The organism is Paracoccus sp. S-4012, from assembly GCF_009674885.1.
Classification (GTDB): domain Bacteria; phylum Pseudomonadota; class Alphaproteobacteria; order Rhodobacterales; family Rhodobacteraceae; genus Paracoccus.
Genome location: NZ_WKKA01000001.1, coordinates 260,556 through 275,188 on the forward strand (window position 1 = coordinate 260,556; position 14,633 = coordinate 275,188).

Annotated in this window: 18 protein-coding genes; 8 read left to right on the forward strand and 10 right to left on the reverse strand. The window is 70.8% G+C overall.

Annotated features, from left to right (window positions below):
- Positions 1–53 precede the first annotated feature (53 nt).
- Positions 54–1,388 (forward strand): trigger factor, encoded by a 1,335-nt coding sequence (gene tig / locus GI374_RS01230; protein ID WP_154335189.1) that lies wholly within the window; start codon positions 54–56, stop codon positions 1,386–1,388.
- Between the two features lie 80 nt (positions 1,389–1,468).
- Here tig and GI374_RS01235 read toward each other — a convergent pair whose 3' ends face one another.
- From GI374_RS01235 to rpsF, 7 genes are all read right to left on the reverse strand, one after another.
- Complete coding sequence (locus tag GI374_RS01235) at positions 1,469–1,801, reverse strand: type II toxin-antitoxin system PemK/MazF family toxin (protein WP_370515081.1); 333 nt, start codon at positions 1,799–1,801, stop codon at positions 1,469–1,471.
- Between the two features lie 16 nt (positions 1,802–1,817).
- A complete protein-coding gene (locus GI374_RS01240) occupies positions 1,818–2,030 on the reverse strand; it encodes a type II toxin-antitoxin system PrlF family antitoxin (protein ID WP_154335191.1) in 213 nt (70 codons plus the stop codon).
- Between the two features lie 80 nt (positions 2,031–2,110).
- Positions 2,111–3,175: a YihY/virulence factor BrkB family protein gene (locus GI374_RS01245; protein ID WP_195759801.1), complete on the reverse strand. Its 1,065-nt coding sequence runs from the start codon at positions 3,173–3,175 to the stop codon at positions 2,111–2,113.
- 78 nt (positions 3,176–3,253) lie between these two features.
- On the reverse strand, positions 3,254–4,042 hold the full coding sequence (locus GI374_RS01250) for a hypothetical protein (RefSeq protein ID WP_154335193.1): 789 nt from the start codon (positions 4,040–4,042) through the stop codon (positions 3,254–3,256).
- A 197-nt stretch (positions 4,043–4,239) separates the two neighbouring features.
- Complete coding sequence (gene rplI / locus GI374_RS01255; protein ID WP_154335194.1) at positions 4,240–4,842, reverse strand: 50S ribosomal protein L9; 603 nt, start codon at positions 4,840–4,842, stop codon at positions 4,240–4,242.
- Between the two features lie 13 nt (positions 4,843–4,855).
- On the reverse strand, positions 4,856–5,083 hold the full coding sequence (gene rpsR / locus GI374_RS01260) for a 30S ribosomal protein S18 (protein ID WP_154335195.1): 228 nt from the start codon (positions 5,081–5,083) through the stop codon (positions 4,856–4,858).
- A 14-nt stretch (positions 5,084–5,097) separates the two neighbouring features.
- Positions 5,098–5,562 (reverse strand): 30S ribosomal protein S6, encoded by a 465-nt coding sequence (gene rpsF / locus GI374_RS01265; protein ID WP_154335196.1) that lies wholly within the window; start codon positions 5,560–5,562, stop codon positions 5,098–5,100.
- A 202-nt stretch (positions 5,563–5,764) separates the two neighbouring features.
- Here rpsF and GI374_RS01270 point away from each other — a divergent pair, with 202 nt between their 5' ends.
- The 3 genes from GI374_RS01270 (at position 5,765) to prfA (ending at position 8,823) form a co-directional block, all read left to right on the forward strand.
- Positions 5,765–6,508, forward strand: coding sequence for a YceI family protein (locus tag GI374_RS01270; RefSeq protein WP_154335197.1), 744 nt, complete (start codon positions 5,765–5,767; stop codon positions 6,506–6,508).
- Between the two features lie 266 nt (positions 6,509–6,774).
- A complete protein-coding gene (speB, locus tag GI374_RS01275) occupies positions 6,775–7,758 on the forward strand; it encodes an agmatinase (protein WP_154335198.1) in 984 nt (327 codons plus the stop codon).
- A 9-nt stretch (positions 7,759–7,767) separates the two neighbouring features.
- Positions 7,768–8,823 carry a peptide chain release factor 1 gene (prfA, locus tag GI374_RS01280; protein ID WP_154335199.1) on the forward strand — a complete coding sequence of 352 codons (1,056 nt, stop codon included), beginning with the start codon at positions 7,768–7,770 and terminating at the stop codon, positions 8,821–8,823.
- A gap of 247 nt (positions 8,824–9,070) precedes the next feature.
- On the opposite strand, the gene GI374_RS01285 is transcribed toward prfA, so the two are convergent.
- Positions 9,071–10,075 carry an FAD-binding oxidoreductase gene (locus GI374_RS01285; RefSeq protein ID WP_154335200.1) on the reverse strand — a complete coding sequence of 335 codons (1,005 nt, stop codon included), beginning with the start codon at positions 10,073–10,075 and terminating at the stop codon, positions 9,071–9,073.
- Positions 10,076–10,117: 42 nt separating this feature from the next.
- Here GI374_RS01285 and mnmD point away from each other — a divergent pair, with 42 nt between their 5' ends.
- From mnmD to GI374_RS01300, 3 genes are read left to right on the forward strand one after another with little or no spacing between them, the layout of a single operon-like run.
- On the forward strand, positions 10,118–10,810 hold the full coding sequence (gene mnmD, locus GI374_RS01290; RefSeq protein ID WP_154335201.1) for a tRNA (5-methylaminomethyl-2-thiouridine)(34)-methyltransferase MnmD: 693 nt from the start codon (positions 10,118–10,120) through the stop codon (positions 10,808–10,810).
- Between the two features lie 51 nt (positions 10,811–10,861).
- Positions 10,862–11,464, forward strand: coding sequence for a peptide-methionine (S)-S-oxide reductase MsrA (gene msrA / locus GI374_RS01295; RefSeq protein WP_154335202.1), 603 nt, complete (start codon positions 10,862–10,864; stop codon positions 11,462–11,464).
- A complete protein-coding gene (locus tag GI374_RS01300) occupies positions 11,464–12,336 on the forward strand; it encodes a 50S ribosomal protein L11 methyltransferase (protein ID WP_154335203.1) in 873 nt (290 codons plus the stop codon). The genes msrA and GI374_RS01300 overlap by 1 nt, the downstream gene beginning before the upstream one ends.
- 60 nt (positions 12,337–12,396) lie before the next feature.
- Here the strand turns inward: GI374_RS01300 and GI374_RS01305 are convergent, their stop codons facing one another.
- On the reverse strand, positions 12,397–12,585 hold the full coding sequence (locus GI374_RS01305; RefSeq protein ID WP_154335204.1) for a DUF1127 domain-containing protein: 189 nt from the start codon (positions 12,583–12,585) through the stop codon (positions 12,397–12,399).
- A 294-nt stretch (positions 12,586–12,879) separates the two neighbouring features.
- Positions 12,880–13,614: a 16S rRNA (uracil(1498)-N(3))-methyltransferase gene (locus tag GI374_RS01310; protein WP_154335205.1), complete on the reverse strand. Its 735-nt coding sequence runs from the start codon at positions 13,612–13,614 to the stop codon at positions 12,880–12,882.
- Between the two features lie 13 nt (positions 13,615–13,627).
- Here GI374_RS01310 and ubiA point away from each other — a divergent pair, with 13 nt between their 5' ends.
- Positions 13,628–14,584: a 4-hydroxybenzoate octaprenyltransferase gene (ubiA, locus tag GI374_RS01315; protein WP_154335206.1), complete on the forward strand. Its 957-nt coding sequence runs from the start codon at positions 13,628–13,630 to the stop codon at positions 14,582–14,584.
- Positions 14,585–14,633: the final 49 nt, after the last annotated feature.

The window sequence follows — 14,633 nt, forward strand, 5'->3', positions numbered from 1 at the left end:
CTTGGCGGCCCTCGGCGGGCGGCCGCGTCCGACATGAGCAAGGATTCCCGACGATGCAGGTGACCGAGACCCTCAGCGAAGGCCTCAAGCGCGGCTACAGGTTCACCCTCCCCGGCACGACGCTGACCGAGACGGTGAACCGCAAGCTGGCCGAGGCGCAGCCCGAAGTCGAGATGAAGGGCTTCCGCAAGGGCAAGGTGCCGATGGCGATGCTGAAGAAGCAGTTCGGCCAGCGGCTGATGGGCGACGCCCTGCAGGAGGCGATCGACAGCGCGCTGAAGGGCCATCTGGAGGAAACCGGCCACCGCCCGGCGGTGCAGCCCAAGGTCGAGATGGAAGGCGGCGAGGCGTGGAAGGAAGGCGACGACGTCGTCGTCAACGTCGAATACGAATCGCTGCCCGACATCCCGGAGACGGATCTCTCGGACCTCGAGCTTGAGCGGCTGGTCGTCCCCGCCGACGAGGCCGCCGTGGACGAGGCGCTGCAGAACCTCGCCAAGAACGCCCGCACCTTCGAGGACCGCGAGGAGGGCGCCGCGGCCGAGAACGACGACCAGATCGTGATCGACTTCAAGGGCATGATCGGCGACGAGGCCTTCGAGGGCGGCTCGGCCGAGGATTTCCCGCTGGTCCTCGGCTCCGGCAGCTTCATCCCCGGTTTTGAGGAGCAGCTCGTCGGGGCGAAAGCCGGCGACGAGCGCGACGTGACCGTCAGCTTTCCCGACGACTACGGCGCGGCGCATCTCGCCGGCAAGGAAGCGGTGTTCCATACCAAGGTGAAGGCGGTGAAAGCCGGCAAGCCGGCCGAGATCGACGATGCGCTGGCCAAGCGCTACGGCGCCGACGACCTCGCCGCGCTGCGCACCCAGATCAGCGACCGCATCGGCGCCGAATACAAGGGCGCGGCGCGGCAGGTGATGAAGCGGGCGCTGCTCGACCGACTGGACGAGCGGGTGAAGTTCGACCTGCCGCCGAGCCTGGTGCAGGCCGAGGCCGAGCAGATCGCGCATCAGCTGTGGCACGAGGAGCACCCGGAGGAGCACGGCCACGACCACGCCCATATCGAGCCGACCGAGGAGCACCGCAAGCTGGCCGAGCGCCGCGTCCGCCTCGGCCTGCTGCTGGCCGAGATCGGCCAGAAGGCCGGCGTGGCCATCTCCGATCAGGAAATGACGCAGGCGGTGATGAACCAGGCCCGCAACTTCCCCGGCCAGGAGCGCGCCTTCTTCGAATACATCCAGAACACCCCCGCCGCCCAGCAGCAGCTGCGCGCGCCGATCTTCGAGGACAAGGTGGTGGACCACATCGTCGAGGGCGCGAAGGTCACCGACCGCGAGGTGACGAAGGAAGAGCTGGAGAAGGCGATCGAGGCGCTGGACGAGGTCTGAGGCCTTCCCGATCGGCTTTCGCGGGCGAGGGTCTGCGCATCTTGAACCTGCCGGCCGCGAGGTCGGCAGGTTCTCTTGTCTCAGAGGGTGCGATCCTCAACTGTCATGTCGAGCCGCGCTGCGATCGCAGCCCTCACCGAGGACAGTTCCTGCGCCGCGATCCGGCCCCTTGGTTCGGCTCGGGCGAGATCGATCGTCGCGATCTTGGCGGTGCGGACGACCGACGCTGCGGGAAGACCCGCGCTACGGGAGTCGGCAATCTCCACATCGCCGGGCCAGCCGCGGTTCTCGGCCGAGGTAATCATCACGACCCAGATCAGGAACGGCTCCGCACCCGAGCCTGCCTGAGCCACCACGAGGGCCGGGCGATGCTGGCGGGTCTCGGCGTCGGTATAGGGGAACGGAACGCGCACTACCGCTCCCGGGGCCTCAGAAATCGGCATAGGCCTTGCGGTCCGCCGCGCTGTCCCATTCGGAGAAGGTGGCGAAGGGGTCGTCGGGCGGGTTCTCCGCCCGTGTCATGATGACGCGGCCCTGTTCGATCCGGTAGCTGACCAGATCACCCTCCTTGAGCCCGAGCGCCTTGCGGACCGGGGCGGGGATCGTGGTCTGCGCTTTTGTTGTCAGCCGGGACTGGATCATGGGCTTGGTCCCCCTCCTCCCACAAGGTAAGGAATGTCCTTACTCGTGTAAAGGCCGCCCTCCCCCGGGTTTCACCCGCCTCACTCACTCGTATCCTTGGCCGCATCATCCTCGAGCGGAATCCCGTTCTCCTTCTGGATCTGGCGCTCGACCTCGCTGTTCACCTCGGCACCGACCAGCACCACGGTGCAGGCGATCCACAGCCACATCATCAGCGCGATGGCGGCGCCGAGCGAGCCGTAGGTCTCGTTGTAATTGGCGAAGTTCGACGCGTACCACGAGAACAGGACCGAGGCGATCAGCAGCCCGGCCGTGGCGATCAGCGCGCCGGGCGAGATCCAGTGCCACTTGGCGTCGTCCTTGTCGGGCGCGAAGCGGTAGAGGGCCGCGAGCGCCACGGTCAGCGCGATCACGATGAGCGGCCAGCGGGCCCAGTTCGCGACCGTGCCCCAGAAGCTGCTGCCGGGGAGCGCGTTCAGGATCGCGGGCAGGACCGCGATGGCCGCGATGAAGGCGATCACCAGGACGATGCCGCCCAGCGTCATGCCGAGCGCGAGCAGGTTCAGCTTGATGAAGCCCCGGCGCTCGGTCTGGAACCAGGCGATGTTCAGCGCCTGAATCAGCGCCTTCATGCCGCCCATCGCGCTCCACAGCGCTGCCAGCAGGCCGACCACCGTGGCGATTCCGAGGGCCCGCGCCGGGGCGTCGACGATGGCGACAATCTGGCCGCGGATCAGTTCGACCGCGCTTTGCGGCAGGATGCGGTTCAGCGCGCCGATCTGGTCGAGGATGGTCTGGTTGTCGGCAAACAGGCCGTAGATCGACACGAGGGCCGTGATCGCCGGAAACAGCGCCAGCAGCCCGAAGAAGGTCACGCCGGCCGCGACCGAGGTCACGCGGTCCTTCGAGAACTCCTTCACCACGCGCTTGAAGGTCTCGATCCAGGACGCCCGGCTCAGCTGCCAGGGCGAGGAGGGCGCGCCCGGCACCCGCGGCGGCGCGCCCTTGGCCTTCTCGGCCTTGATCCCGGCGTTGCGGAGGGTGCCGCTGTCCTGCGGTGCTGCGGTCCCGGCCCCCGGCGGCGGGTCGAGGTGGAAACGCCGTCGCGCCTCGGGGGTGAGGTCGCCGAGAAGCGCATCGGTCACGGAGCGCGGGGTAGGGCTGGGCATTTCGCCTCGGGTGAGGAAGGGGAGGGACGGGGCGCCGATGAGGGCGCCCCGGCCTCACAGGTTATGGGTGCGGGTGTCGGCGCGGTGCTCGGCTTCGGTCTCGTCGCGCAGGTCGACGACATCGCGCCGAGAAGGGCGCGCGGTAGCGGGACGCGGCCGGCGCTGTCGATCCGGGGCCGCGGTGTCGAGCATGCTGCGGACCGTGTCGGCGGCATTGTGGAACTCGTCCATGATGCCGCCGGCCTGGCCCGCGACGCTCTGGAAGCCCTTCACGGCGGCGTTCACCGTGTCGAGCAGGTTGCGCACGCCGTCGGTCATGTCGGCGACGGTGTGGTTCACGTCGTCGAGCAGCCCCGCGCCCATGGGACGCTGCGGCGGCGGGCGGCGGCGCGGGGCGGAACGGGCGCGCTCGAAACGCTCCTGATCTTCCTCGGGCTCGTTGAAGCCGCCGACGGCATAGCGGGGCGTTCGGCCGCGGGGGGCGTAGGCGTTGCGCGGCATCCGGCTGCGCTGACGCCGCCGCGCACGCTCGCGGGCCTCCTCGACGCGATCTTCGTCGTCGTCATCGCCCGAGATGGCGTCCACCACCGCGCGGACGGCAAGGACCGCACCCGCGGTCGCGGCCGCCGCCGCGATGCCGATGCCGCCATAGACCAGGACCTTGCTGGTCAGCGACGTGCGCGGCCAGGGCCGGGTGCCGTCCGGAGACACGTCACCCGAGGGCGGAACGCCGCGCGGCGGATAGGGCGAGGGGCGGTAGGTCTCCTGACGGCGGTCGATCGGGTCGGAGGCGGAGGCGGCGCCCGGCGCGGGCGCGGTGAGGGGGGAATCGCTGTGGCTCATCGGGCATCCTCGGGCTGAAGCGCGGCAGCGCCGCGGGCTCGCCGGTTCAACTTGCGGTGCGGCGCGAATGTTCCGCGCAAGCCGCCGGGAGATGATGCGTCCGGTCCGCTGACGGCCTTGCCCCGGCCCGACGCCGCAGATGCGAAAACGCCGCCCCGGGTGGGGCGGCGTTTCCAGAATCGTCAGGGAGGCTTGGCTCAGAACTCGCGGTCGCGCGACACCGGCTCGCCGTCCTCGTCGCGGCCCGCCGCGCCGAGGTCGTCGAAGAGGCCCGCGATCTCGAACTCGGCCTCGGCATCCGCCTCGGCCTGCGCGTCCTGGATCGTGCGGCCCGAGGCCTGCAACTCGGCCTCCTCGGGCGAGCGGGCGACGTTCAGGCGGATCGTGACATCGACCTCGGGGTGCAGGTGCACGCGCACGTCGTGCACGCCCAGCTCCTTGATCGGCGCGGCGAGCACGATCATGCGCCGCTCGAGAGCGTAGCCGGCCTCGTTGGCGGCATCAACCGCATCGCGCGGGCTGACCGAGCCGTAGAGGGCGCCGGCGTCGGAGGCCGAGCGGATGATCACGAAGGTCTTGCCGTCCAGCGTCTCGGCCACGGCCTCGGCCGTCTTGCGCGAGTCCTCGTTCTGTTGCGCGAGGCCGGCCTTGCGCGCCTCGAAGCCCTTGATGTTGGCCTCGGTCGCGCGCAGCGCCTTGCCCTGCGGCAGCAGGAAGTTGCGGGCATAGCCCTCGCGCACCGACACGACATCGCCCATATGGCCGAGCTTGCCGACGCGCTCCAGCAGGATCACTTGCATTGCAGGGTCCCCCTCACTTCACGGCGTAGGGCAGCAGCGCGAGGAAGCGCGCGCGCTTGATCGCCTGCGCCAGCTTGCGCTGGTTCTTGGCCGAGACGGCGGTGATCCGCGACGGCACGATCTTGCCGCGCTCGCTGATGTAGCGTTGCAGCAGGCGGGTGTCCTTGTAGTCGATCACGGGCGCGTTGTCGCCGCCGAACGGATCGACCTTGCGGCGGCGGAAGAACGGTTTGGTTGCCATCTGTCAGTTCTCCCTCAGGTCCGTTCCGGCCGCGGGCCGCGGTCGCCGCGGTCGGCCCCACGATCACCACGATCCCCGCCGCGATCACCGCGGTCACGGTCGCCACGGTCACGATCGCCGCGCGGGCCGCGGTCGCGGTCGCCGCGGTCACGCTCGTCGCGCTTCTGCATCTGGATCGACGGGCCTTCCTGATGCTCGTCCACCTTGATGGTCAGCACCCGCATGACGTCGTCATGCAGCCGGGCCAGACGCTCCATCTCCTGCACCGCCGCCGAGGGGGCGTCGCTGCGCAGGAAGGCGTAATGGCCCTTGCGGTTCTTGTTGATCTTGTAGGCGAGCGTGCGCACGCCCCAGTATTCATGCTCGACCACCTTGCCGCCATTGTCGGCGAGAACGGTGGAGAAATGCTCGATCAGCCCCTCGGCCTGCGTGTTCGACAGGTCCTGGCGGGCGATCAGCACATGCTCGTAAAGCGGCATGGGCGATCCTTCGGTTCGTATCGGGCGGCTTCATAGGCGGGCGGTTGCCTTTCCGCACCCCGCCACGAGAGGCTACGCCGTTTGATCTCATATCGGCGGAAAGGATGCGGGCTTATATCAGGGCCGCCGCCGCGCGCAACTCGAATCGCCCGGCGGACGTTCGTCGCCGGCCACCGTTCCCATGACATGGAAGGAGATCGCCTTGACACGCGCCGGATTGATCCTTGCCGCTCCGCTGATCCTCGCCACAGCGCTGCCGGTCTTCGCGCAGACCGCCCCGGCGCCTGGCGCGGATGCGACCGCCCCTGCCGCCGAGGCTCCGGCCACCCCCGCGGCCGAAGCCCCGGCCAGCGCCGACGCGACGGCGGCCAATGCCGCAACGGCCGACGCCGCGCCCGCCGACAGCGGCGGCCTCGAGATGGTCGAGCCGGGCGGCACCTGGGAGTTCGACCCCGAACACAGCCATGTGATCTGGAGCTACGATCACATGGGCTTCTCGACTTCCACCGGAACGATTCGCGGCGTGACCGGCACGGTCACGCTGGATCAGGACAATCCCGCGAACTCCTCGGTCGAGGCGAGCTTCCCGCTCTCCGCCCTGAAGTCCGTCTCGGCCCTGCTCGACGAGCATCTGATGGGCGACGACTTCTTCGCCGGGGCGGCGCCCGACACCGCGATCACCTTCCGGTCGACCTCGGTGGAGCCCACGGGCGACAAGACCGCCAAGGTGACGGGGAATGTGGAGCTGAACGGCGTCACGCAGCCGCTGGTCCTCGACGTCACCCTGCGGCAGACCGCGGTGGACCCGGTCACGCAGCTGCCGACCGCCGGCTTCGCGGCCACCGGCACCCTGCTGCGGACCGACTTCAATCTCGGCGCCTTCGCCCCGGCGGTCAGCGACGAGATCAAACTCGTCATCAACGTCGAGGCCAAGAAGGGCAGCTGATCCGGCCTGCACTCAGGCAGAGGGCCGCCTTCCGGGGCGGCCCTTGGTGATTTTGCGTCAGGCAGGTGCCGTGTCCTCGGCCGGGGCTGCGGCGGTCTGCGCGCCGAGCGGCATGGCAGTTGCCTCCAGCAGGGTGGCGGGGAGCGCGGGACGGGCTGGGGACTTGGTCCTCTCCTTCCTGCATAGGGACCATGCGTGGCCTCTGCGGAGGTTCCCTGATCTGCACCGATATCCTAAGAAACAGCGGGCGGATGGGAGGATGGCAGATGGCGCTCGAGGATGCGGCTTCGCAAGTTGACGAGGCGCTGACCCGCGGGGATCTGCGCGGCCCGACCTTCGAGAACGCCTTCGCCGGGGCGCCGTCCTTCCTGCGTCGCCGATGGACCAAGGACCTGACGGGGGCCGATCTCGCCATCACCGGCATCCCCTTCGACCAGGCCGTGACGCACCGCCCCGGCGCCCGCTTCGGGCCGCGCGCGATCCGCGAGGCCTCGACCCTGCAAGCCTTCGACGCGCCCTTCGGCTGGGGCTACGACCCGCTGACGGAACTGGCGATCATGGATCACGGCGACATGGCCTTCGACTATGCCCGCGTGGCCGATGTCCCCGCCCGCATCGAGGCCCATGTCGCCGCGATCCTCGCCGCGGGCGTCGGCTGCATTGCGCTTGGCGGCGATCATTCCGTCACGCTGCCGATCCTGCGCGCCCATGCCGCGCGCTTCGGGCCGCCGGCGCTGATCCAGTTCGACGCCCATTCCGACACCTGGCCGGATGACGACCCGGCCCGCATCGACCACGGCACCTTCCTCTACAAGGCGCTGAACGAGGGCGTGGTGCGGCCCGAGTCGACCGTGTCGGTCGGCATCCGCACCGACAACCCCGACACCCGCGGCGTGACGATCCTCGACGCAGCCAGCGTCCACCGCGACGGCATCGACGCGACCCTCGCCCGCATCCGCGACGTTGTGGGCGAGCGCCCAACCTACATCACCTTCGACATCGACTGCCTCGACCCGGCCTTCGCGCCGGGCACCGGCACGCCGGTCTGGGGCGGGCTCGCCAGCTGGCAGGCGGCGGCGCTGCTGCGGGGGCTCGCCGGCATCAACCTGATCGGCGGCGACGTGGTCGAGGTCTCGCCGCCCTACGACCCGACCGGCGCCACGGCCATCGCGGGCGCGCATGTCGCGGTGGAGCTCATCTGCCTCTGGGGCTGGACCCGCCGCCTTGCCGCCCCCGCCTCGCGCGGCTAAGCGGGCGCGATGCTGCCCGCCGACCGTCTCGACCAGATCGTGCAGCGCTTCGAGTATCTCGAGGCGCGGCTGTCGGCAGGCGCAACGGCCGACGAGATCGCGCGGCTGTCGCGGGAATATTCGGGCCTGAGGCCGGTCGTCGCCGGGATCGCGGACTGGCGCGCGGCGAAAGCCGGGATCGCCGAGGCCGAGGCCATGCTGGCCGACCCGGAGATGCGCAGCCTCGCCGAGGAGGAGCTCTCGCGCCTGCGTGAAGGCCTGCCCGATCTCGAGCACGCGCTGCGCCTCGCGCTGCTGCCCAACGACGCCGCCGACGCCCGGCCCGCGATCATGGAAATCCGCCCCGGCACCGGCGGCGATGAGGCGGCGCTCTTCGCGGGCGACCTGCTCAGGATGTATCACCGCCACGCCGAGGCGCAGGGCTGGCGGTTCGAGCTGATGGACCTCACCACCAACGAACTCGGCGGCGTGCGCGAGGCGATCGCGCGGATCGAGGGCGAGGGGGTCTTCGCGCGGCTGAAATACGAAAGCGGCGTCCACCGCGTGCAGCGCGTGCCCGAGACCGAGAGCCAGGGCCGCATCCACACCTCCGCCGCGACCGTGGCGGTCCTCCCCGAAGCCGAGGAGGTGGACATCGCCATCCCCGACGCGGACATCCGCATCGACACCATGCGCTCGTCGGGCGCGGGCGGGCAGCACGTCAACACCACCGATTCGGCCGTGCGGATCACCCACCTGCCGACCGGCATCGTCGTCACCAGTTCCGAGAAATCGCAGCACCAGAACCGGGCCAACGCGATGGCCGTCCTGCGCGCCCGCCTCTACGACATGGAGCGCACCCGCGCCGACGCCGCCCGCGCCGCCGAGCGCCGGGGCCAGGTCGGCAGCGGCGACCGCTCGGAACGCATCCGCACCTACAACTTCCCGCAGGGGCGGCTGACGGATCACCGCATCGGCCTGACGCTCTATGCGCTCGACCGGGTGATGCAGGGCGATCTGGGCGAAGTGATCGACGCGCTCGCCGCGCATGATCAGGCGGAAAAGCTGGCCGCGCAGGAAGATTAGCTTCTATCGAGGAGCCAGTGACAGGAAGGGGGCAGATCGGAGGCATCGGCTCCCACCGTCCCGCGTCCGCAAATGGGACCCTGTGCCCATTTGCGCGCAGCGTCAGCCGCGGGAGGACCGATCCGCCCCGCGGATCGGTCAGCGTCCGCTCTCCCCACGGCGGACGCTTGGCGTCCACCAGGGCGGACGCTGCCCTCTGTCGCGACGAGGCCTGCCACAGGCGACGCCGGCTCGCGGCGGCGCGATCTTACGAGACCCGCCAAGCCGCCGGGATGCGGTTGTCCCCGCCGAGGACGAGGTCCGCCACCGCTGCGGCGACCCATGGCGCCATGCCGAAGCCGATCTTGAAGCCGCCATTGGCGATCACGTGACCCGGCCGCCCCGGCCACGCCCCGACCAGCGGCGCGCGCGAGGCGGCGCGGGGGCGCACGCCCGCCCAGCGGTCCGCAACCGGGGCATCGCGCAGGGCAGGGACTGCGGCACGGGCGCGCTCGATCAAGGCGTCCAGCTGAGCGTCGGTGGCGGTGCCGTCGGAAAACGCACGCTCGGAGGTCGAGCCGATCGCCACGGTGCCGTCCGCATGAGGCACGACATGCAGCCCGTCCGTGTAGAGCTGCGGCCCGGAGGCGCCGGGAAGCGCCAGCAGCGCCGACTGGCCCTTCACGCCGCCGCCCGCGCCCAGAACCGCCAGCCCCGGCGCCCCGGTGGCCCAGACCACCGGCGGCGTCGGCCCTTCCGGCCCGACCTCGCCGCACCCCTCCTTGATCACGCCCCCCGCCGCCCGGATCGCCGCCGCAAGCGCCGCGAGGGCCCGGCGCGGGGCGATCCGGGCCGAGAGCCTGTCGTGCAGCCACAGGCCCTCAAGCCCCTCCGGCGCGTCGACCAGCCGCATCCCGAAGCCCTCGGGCCAATGCGCCTTCGCCGCCGCAATCCGCGCCTCGGCCTTCGCAACGCCGTCCGCTGCCACCGGCTGCAACCGCCCGATCCGCCCGTAGCCGGAATCGACGCCGCCCGCCGCAGCCACCTCGCCCCAGAAACCCTCGGCCGCGAGCAGGCTCTCCAGCTGAACCTGCTTCTTCTCGTTCCAGTTCTCCGGCGCATGCGGGCTCAGCGCCCCCACATTCCCGCCCGACGACCCGGCCCCGATCCGCGCCGCCTCCAGCACCCGCACCCGCGCCCCGCGCCGGGCCATCGCCCAGGCGCAGGCGAGCCCGAAGATGCCCGCGCCGACCACCGTGACTTCGCTGGACATGCGCGTTCCTCTGCGGCTAGGCCCGCGCGAGAGGTAGCGCGCATGACTGATCCCGACCAGCCGCTCGACTGGCGCGAAGGGGGCGTCCCGGTGTCGCGGCGCTTCGACGATCCGTATTTCAGCCTCGCCGGGGGGCTGGCCGAGACCCGCCACGTCTTCCTCGACGGCAACGGTCTGCCCGAGCGGCTGCGCCCCGGCTTCCACGTCGCCGAACTCGGCTTCGGCACCGGCCTGAACCTGCTCGCCCTCGCCAGCATCACCACGGTCCCGATCCGCTTCACCAGCTTCGAGGCCTTTCCGCTTGGCGAGCGGGACCTCTCCCGCGCCCACGCCGCCTTCCCCGCGCTCGCCCCCCTCGCCGCCGAACTGCGCGCGGGCCTTGCCACCGGCACCCGCTTCCGCGTCGGCGAGGTGGAGGCCGAGATCATCCCCGGCGACGCGCGCGAGACGCTGCGCCTCTGGCCGGGTCGCGTCGACGCCTGGTTTCTCGACGGCTTCTCGCCCGCAAAGAACCCCGAACTCTGGGGCGAGGCGCTACTGGCCGAAGTCGCCCGCCACACCGCCCCCGGCGGCAGCTTCGCCACCTACACCGCCGCGGGCCATGTCCGCCGCGCGCTGACCGCCGCGGGCTTCGCGGTCGAGCGCCGTCCCGGCTTCGCGGGCAAGCGCCACATGACCGCCGGCCGCCTGCCCGACATTGCGGCGGCGGGGGCGAGCCGCCATATCCAAGGCTGAACCGCCTTCCCCGGCGGGGCGTTGTCCCGGCCCCTCAAGGAGACATTCCCGATGAACGATCAGCGCCACTCACCCGGTCCCATCCACCGCATCTTCGGCCGCCCGATGAACGAGCCGGTGCCGCATGGCTTCGAGCAGGCGGTCTTCGGCATGGGCTGCTACTGGGGCATCGAGCGGCTGTTCTGGAACATGGACGGCGTCTGGATGACCGAGGTCGGCTTCGCCGGCGGCCATGTCCCGAGCCCGACCTACGAGCAGGTCTGCCGCACCGACACCGGCCATGCCGAGGTCGTCCGCGTGGTCTTCGACCCGAGCCGCGTCAGCTACGAGAAGCTGCTGAAGGCCTTCTGGGAGAACCACGACCCGACCCAGGGCAACCGGCAGGGCAACGACGTGGGCTCGCAATACCGCTCGCTCATCATGACCTTCTCGGACACCCAGCGGGCGCAGGCAGAGGCGTCGAAGGTGGATTACGACAACCGCCTCGGGGTGGCGGGCTTCAAGCACATCACCACCGAGATCATCCCCGCCGGGCCGTTCTGGCCGGCGGAGGAGCCGCACCAGCAGTATCTCGACCGCAACCCCAACGGCTACTGCGCGATGCGCGGCACCGGGGTCGAGGCCTCCATGCCCGAGCCGCACGAGCCGGCCTGATGGCCACCTGGACCGCGCTGACCCACCTGCCCGGACGCGCCGCGGCCGAGGCGCTGGCCGCGCAGGGCGAGGAGGTGCTGGACCCCCTGCCCGCGGGCAGCGGGGTCTTCGAGGTCGAGGACGGCTCCGACAGCTGGGAGGTCGGGCTCTACTTCACCGAGGCGCCCGACGAGGTCGCGCTCGCGCTGCTGGCCGCGGCCGCGGGCGCGCAGCCCTTCGCGGTGTCGGAACTGCCCGAGGTGGACTGGGTCGCGCATGTGCGGCGTGAGTTGAAGCCCGTCGTCGCGGGGCGGTTCTTCGTCCACGGCGCGCATGACGCCGACAAGGTGCCGCCGGACGCCGAGCCGCTGCTGATCGAGGCGGCGATGGCCTTCGGCACCGGGCATCACGGCACCACGCGCGGCTGCCTCGAGGCGCTCGACCGGCTGATCGAGGCGGGAGAGCGGCCGGAGCGGATCGCGGATATCGGCTGCGGCACGGCGGTCCTCGCGATGGCCGCCGCGCGGGTGTTCAGGCACACGGTCGTCGCGGGCGACATGGACCCGCTGGCGGTGGAGACGGCGGCCGCGAACGTTATCGCCAACGGCCTCGCGGGGCGGGTGGAATGCGTGGTGGCCGAGGGCTTCGACCATCCGCTGCTGGAGGCCGCGGCGCCCTACGACCTCGTCTTCGCCAACATCCTCAAGCAGCCGCTGATCGACCTCGCGCCCGACATGGCCGCCAGTATCGCGCCGGGCGGGCGGGCGATCCTCAGCGGCATCCTCGTGCCGCAGGCGGAGGCGGTCGAGGCGGCTTACCACGCGCAGGGCTTCGCGACCGAGCGCCGCGACGACCTCGGCGAATGGACCACCCTGGCGATGCGGCGGGCGTGAAACGAGAAAGGCCCCGTTCGGGAGCGCCGAACGGGGCCTTTGGGCTGGATGGCGCGGGGCTCAGAGGCCGCGCGCGATCCGGTCGATGTCGCCGCGGACGAGGCCGATGTCGTCCAACTCGCGGTCGCTGAGCCGCGAGAGTTCGCGCCGGGTCACGCGGGTGTTGTACCAGTTGTTCAGCGTCGCGGAGACGCGGGAGAACATACCGGGGGCCGCCGCGACATGGGCGCGGCTGTCGATTGCAGTCATTCTGTCACCTGAAGTTGGCACCGGCCGGATGCCGGTAGCTTTGTTCCTCGATGCCGCCGACATAGACCTCGTCAGGCCGAACGAGCAGGGGGGCCGGCGGCAATCCAGCTATGCAGCTTCTACATAACTGCCCGAGTTCTATTAACTTTTCGCGGGTGCCCGTTCAGCTTCTACATAGCTACGACGCAGCGCTGAATCAAGGTGCTGCGATGCGGCATAAAGCCTCGTGCGCGTGCAGAAACTTCAGCGCGGGACGAGCGTTGAGCCAGATGCGCGACGGGCGGCGACGCTGCGTCACGTCATCCGCGAACCGCCCCAGTCCCCGAGCGCCGCCTGCCAAAGCGTGATGGCAGCGCAGGCGGCGGTGTCCGCGCGGAGGATCCGCGGCCCCAGGCTAACCGGCGTCACGACGCCGCTCCCCCCGAGGCGCGTCCGCTCCGCCTCCGAAAACCCGCCCTCCGGCCCGATCAGAATCGCCCAGGGGCCGCGCGGCAGTCCCGCCAGCGTCTCCGCCGGGCCGACCCGCGATTCGTCGGCCCAGAGGATGCGCCGCCCTTCGTCCCAGCCGTCCAGCACCCGCGTGAGCGGCGAGAGCTCCGCCACCTCGGGCACATGCGTGCCGCCGCATTGCTCGGCCGCCTCGACGGCATGGGCCTGCAGCCGGTCGCGCGCGATCCGCCCGGCCTGCGTGAACTCGGTCGCCACCGGCAGGATGCGCGCGCAGCCGAGCTCGGTCGCCTTCTCGACGATGAAATCCGTGCGCGCCTTCTTGATCGGCGCGAACATCAGCCAGAGGTCCGGCGGCGGCAGCGGCGGCCTCACCTGCGCCACGGCCTCGATCCGCCCGCCGCGCTTGCCCAGTTCGACGATCTGCGCGGACCAGCCGCCGTCACGCCCGTTGAACGCCTCGATCTCGGCACCCGGCCCAAGCCGCATGACCCCGCCGAGATAATGCGCCTGCGCGGTGTCCAGCCCCGCTTCTTGTCCCCCGCCGAGCGGCTGGTCTATGTAGAGGCGCACCTGTCCCATGAGGTCTGTTCCTATGGCAGCCCGCAGCGCCGCGCCAGCCGCAGGCGCGCAGCCCGACGCCCCGGCCGGCAACTGGGTGGACCGCAGCGCCCCCGCGTCGTGGCGGCCGTGGCTGCGACTGAGTCGCATCGACCGGCCGATCGGCACCTGGCTGCTGTTGCTGCCCTGCTGGTGGGGGATCGGCCTCGCGATGATCGCCCACGGTCCCGGCTGGCGGGCGCTTTGGATCGCCGTGGCCTGCGGCATCGGCGCGGTGGTGATGCGCGGGGCGGGCTGCACCTGGAACGACCTCACCGACCGCGACATCGACGCGAAGGTCGAGCGCACCCGCATCCGGCCGCTGCCCTCGGGTCGGGTGACGGCGCGGGGAGCCTTCGTCTGGCTGGTGGTGCAGTGTCTCATCGGGTTCGCGCTGCTGCTGACGCTCGGCCCGGCGGCGATCTGGCTCGGGGTGCTGTCGCTGATCCCGGTCGCCATCTACCCCTTCGCCAAGCGCTTCACCTGGTGGCCGCAGGTGTTCCTCGGCATCGCCTTCAACTGGGGCGCGATGCTGGCCTATGCCGCCCATGCCGGGCGGCTGGAGGCGCCCGCGGTGATCCTCTGGCTCGCCGGAATCTGCTGGACGCTGGTTTACGACACGATCTACGCCCATCAGGACATCGAGGACGACGAGCTGATCGGCGTCAAATCCACCGCCCGCCGTTTCGGCGACAACAGTCTGCGCTGGCTCTCGGGCTTCGCGGTGGCATCAGTCGCGGGCATCGCCCTCGCGATCGTGATGGCGGGGCCGGAGAGCGCGCTCGCCTGGGGGCTGGCGCTCGGCGGACTTGCGGGATTCGCGGTGCATCTGGCGTGGCAGCTGCGACAGTTCAGACCACGCGATGGTGAACTGGCCTTGAGATTGTTCCGCTCCAACCGTGATGCCGGGCTGATCCTTGCGCTGTTTCTCGCCTCGGCCGGGCTGGTCTGATTGCCCCCCGGGCGGCGTGGGGCTAAACCCCCGCGGTCCTGAAGCTGCC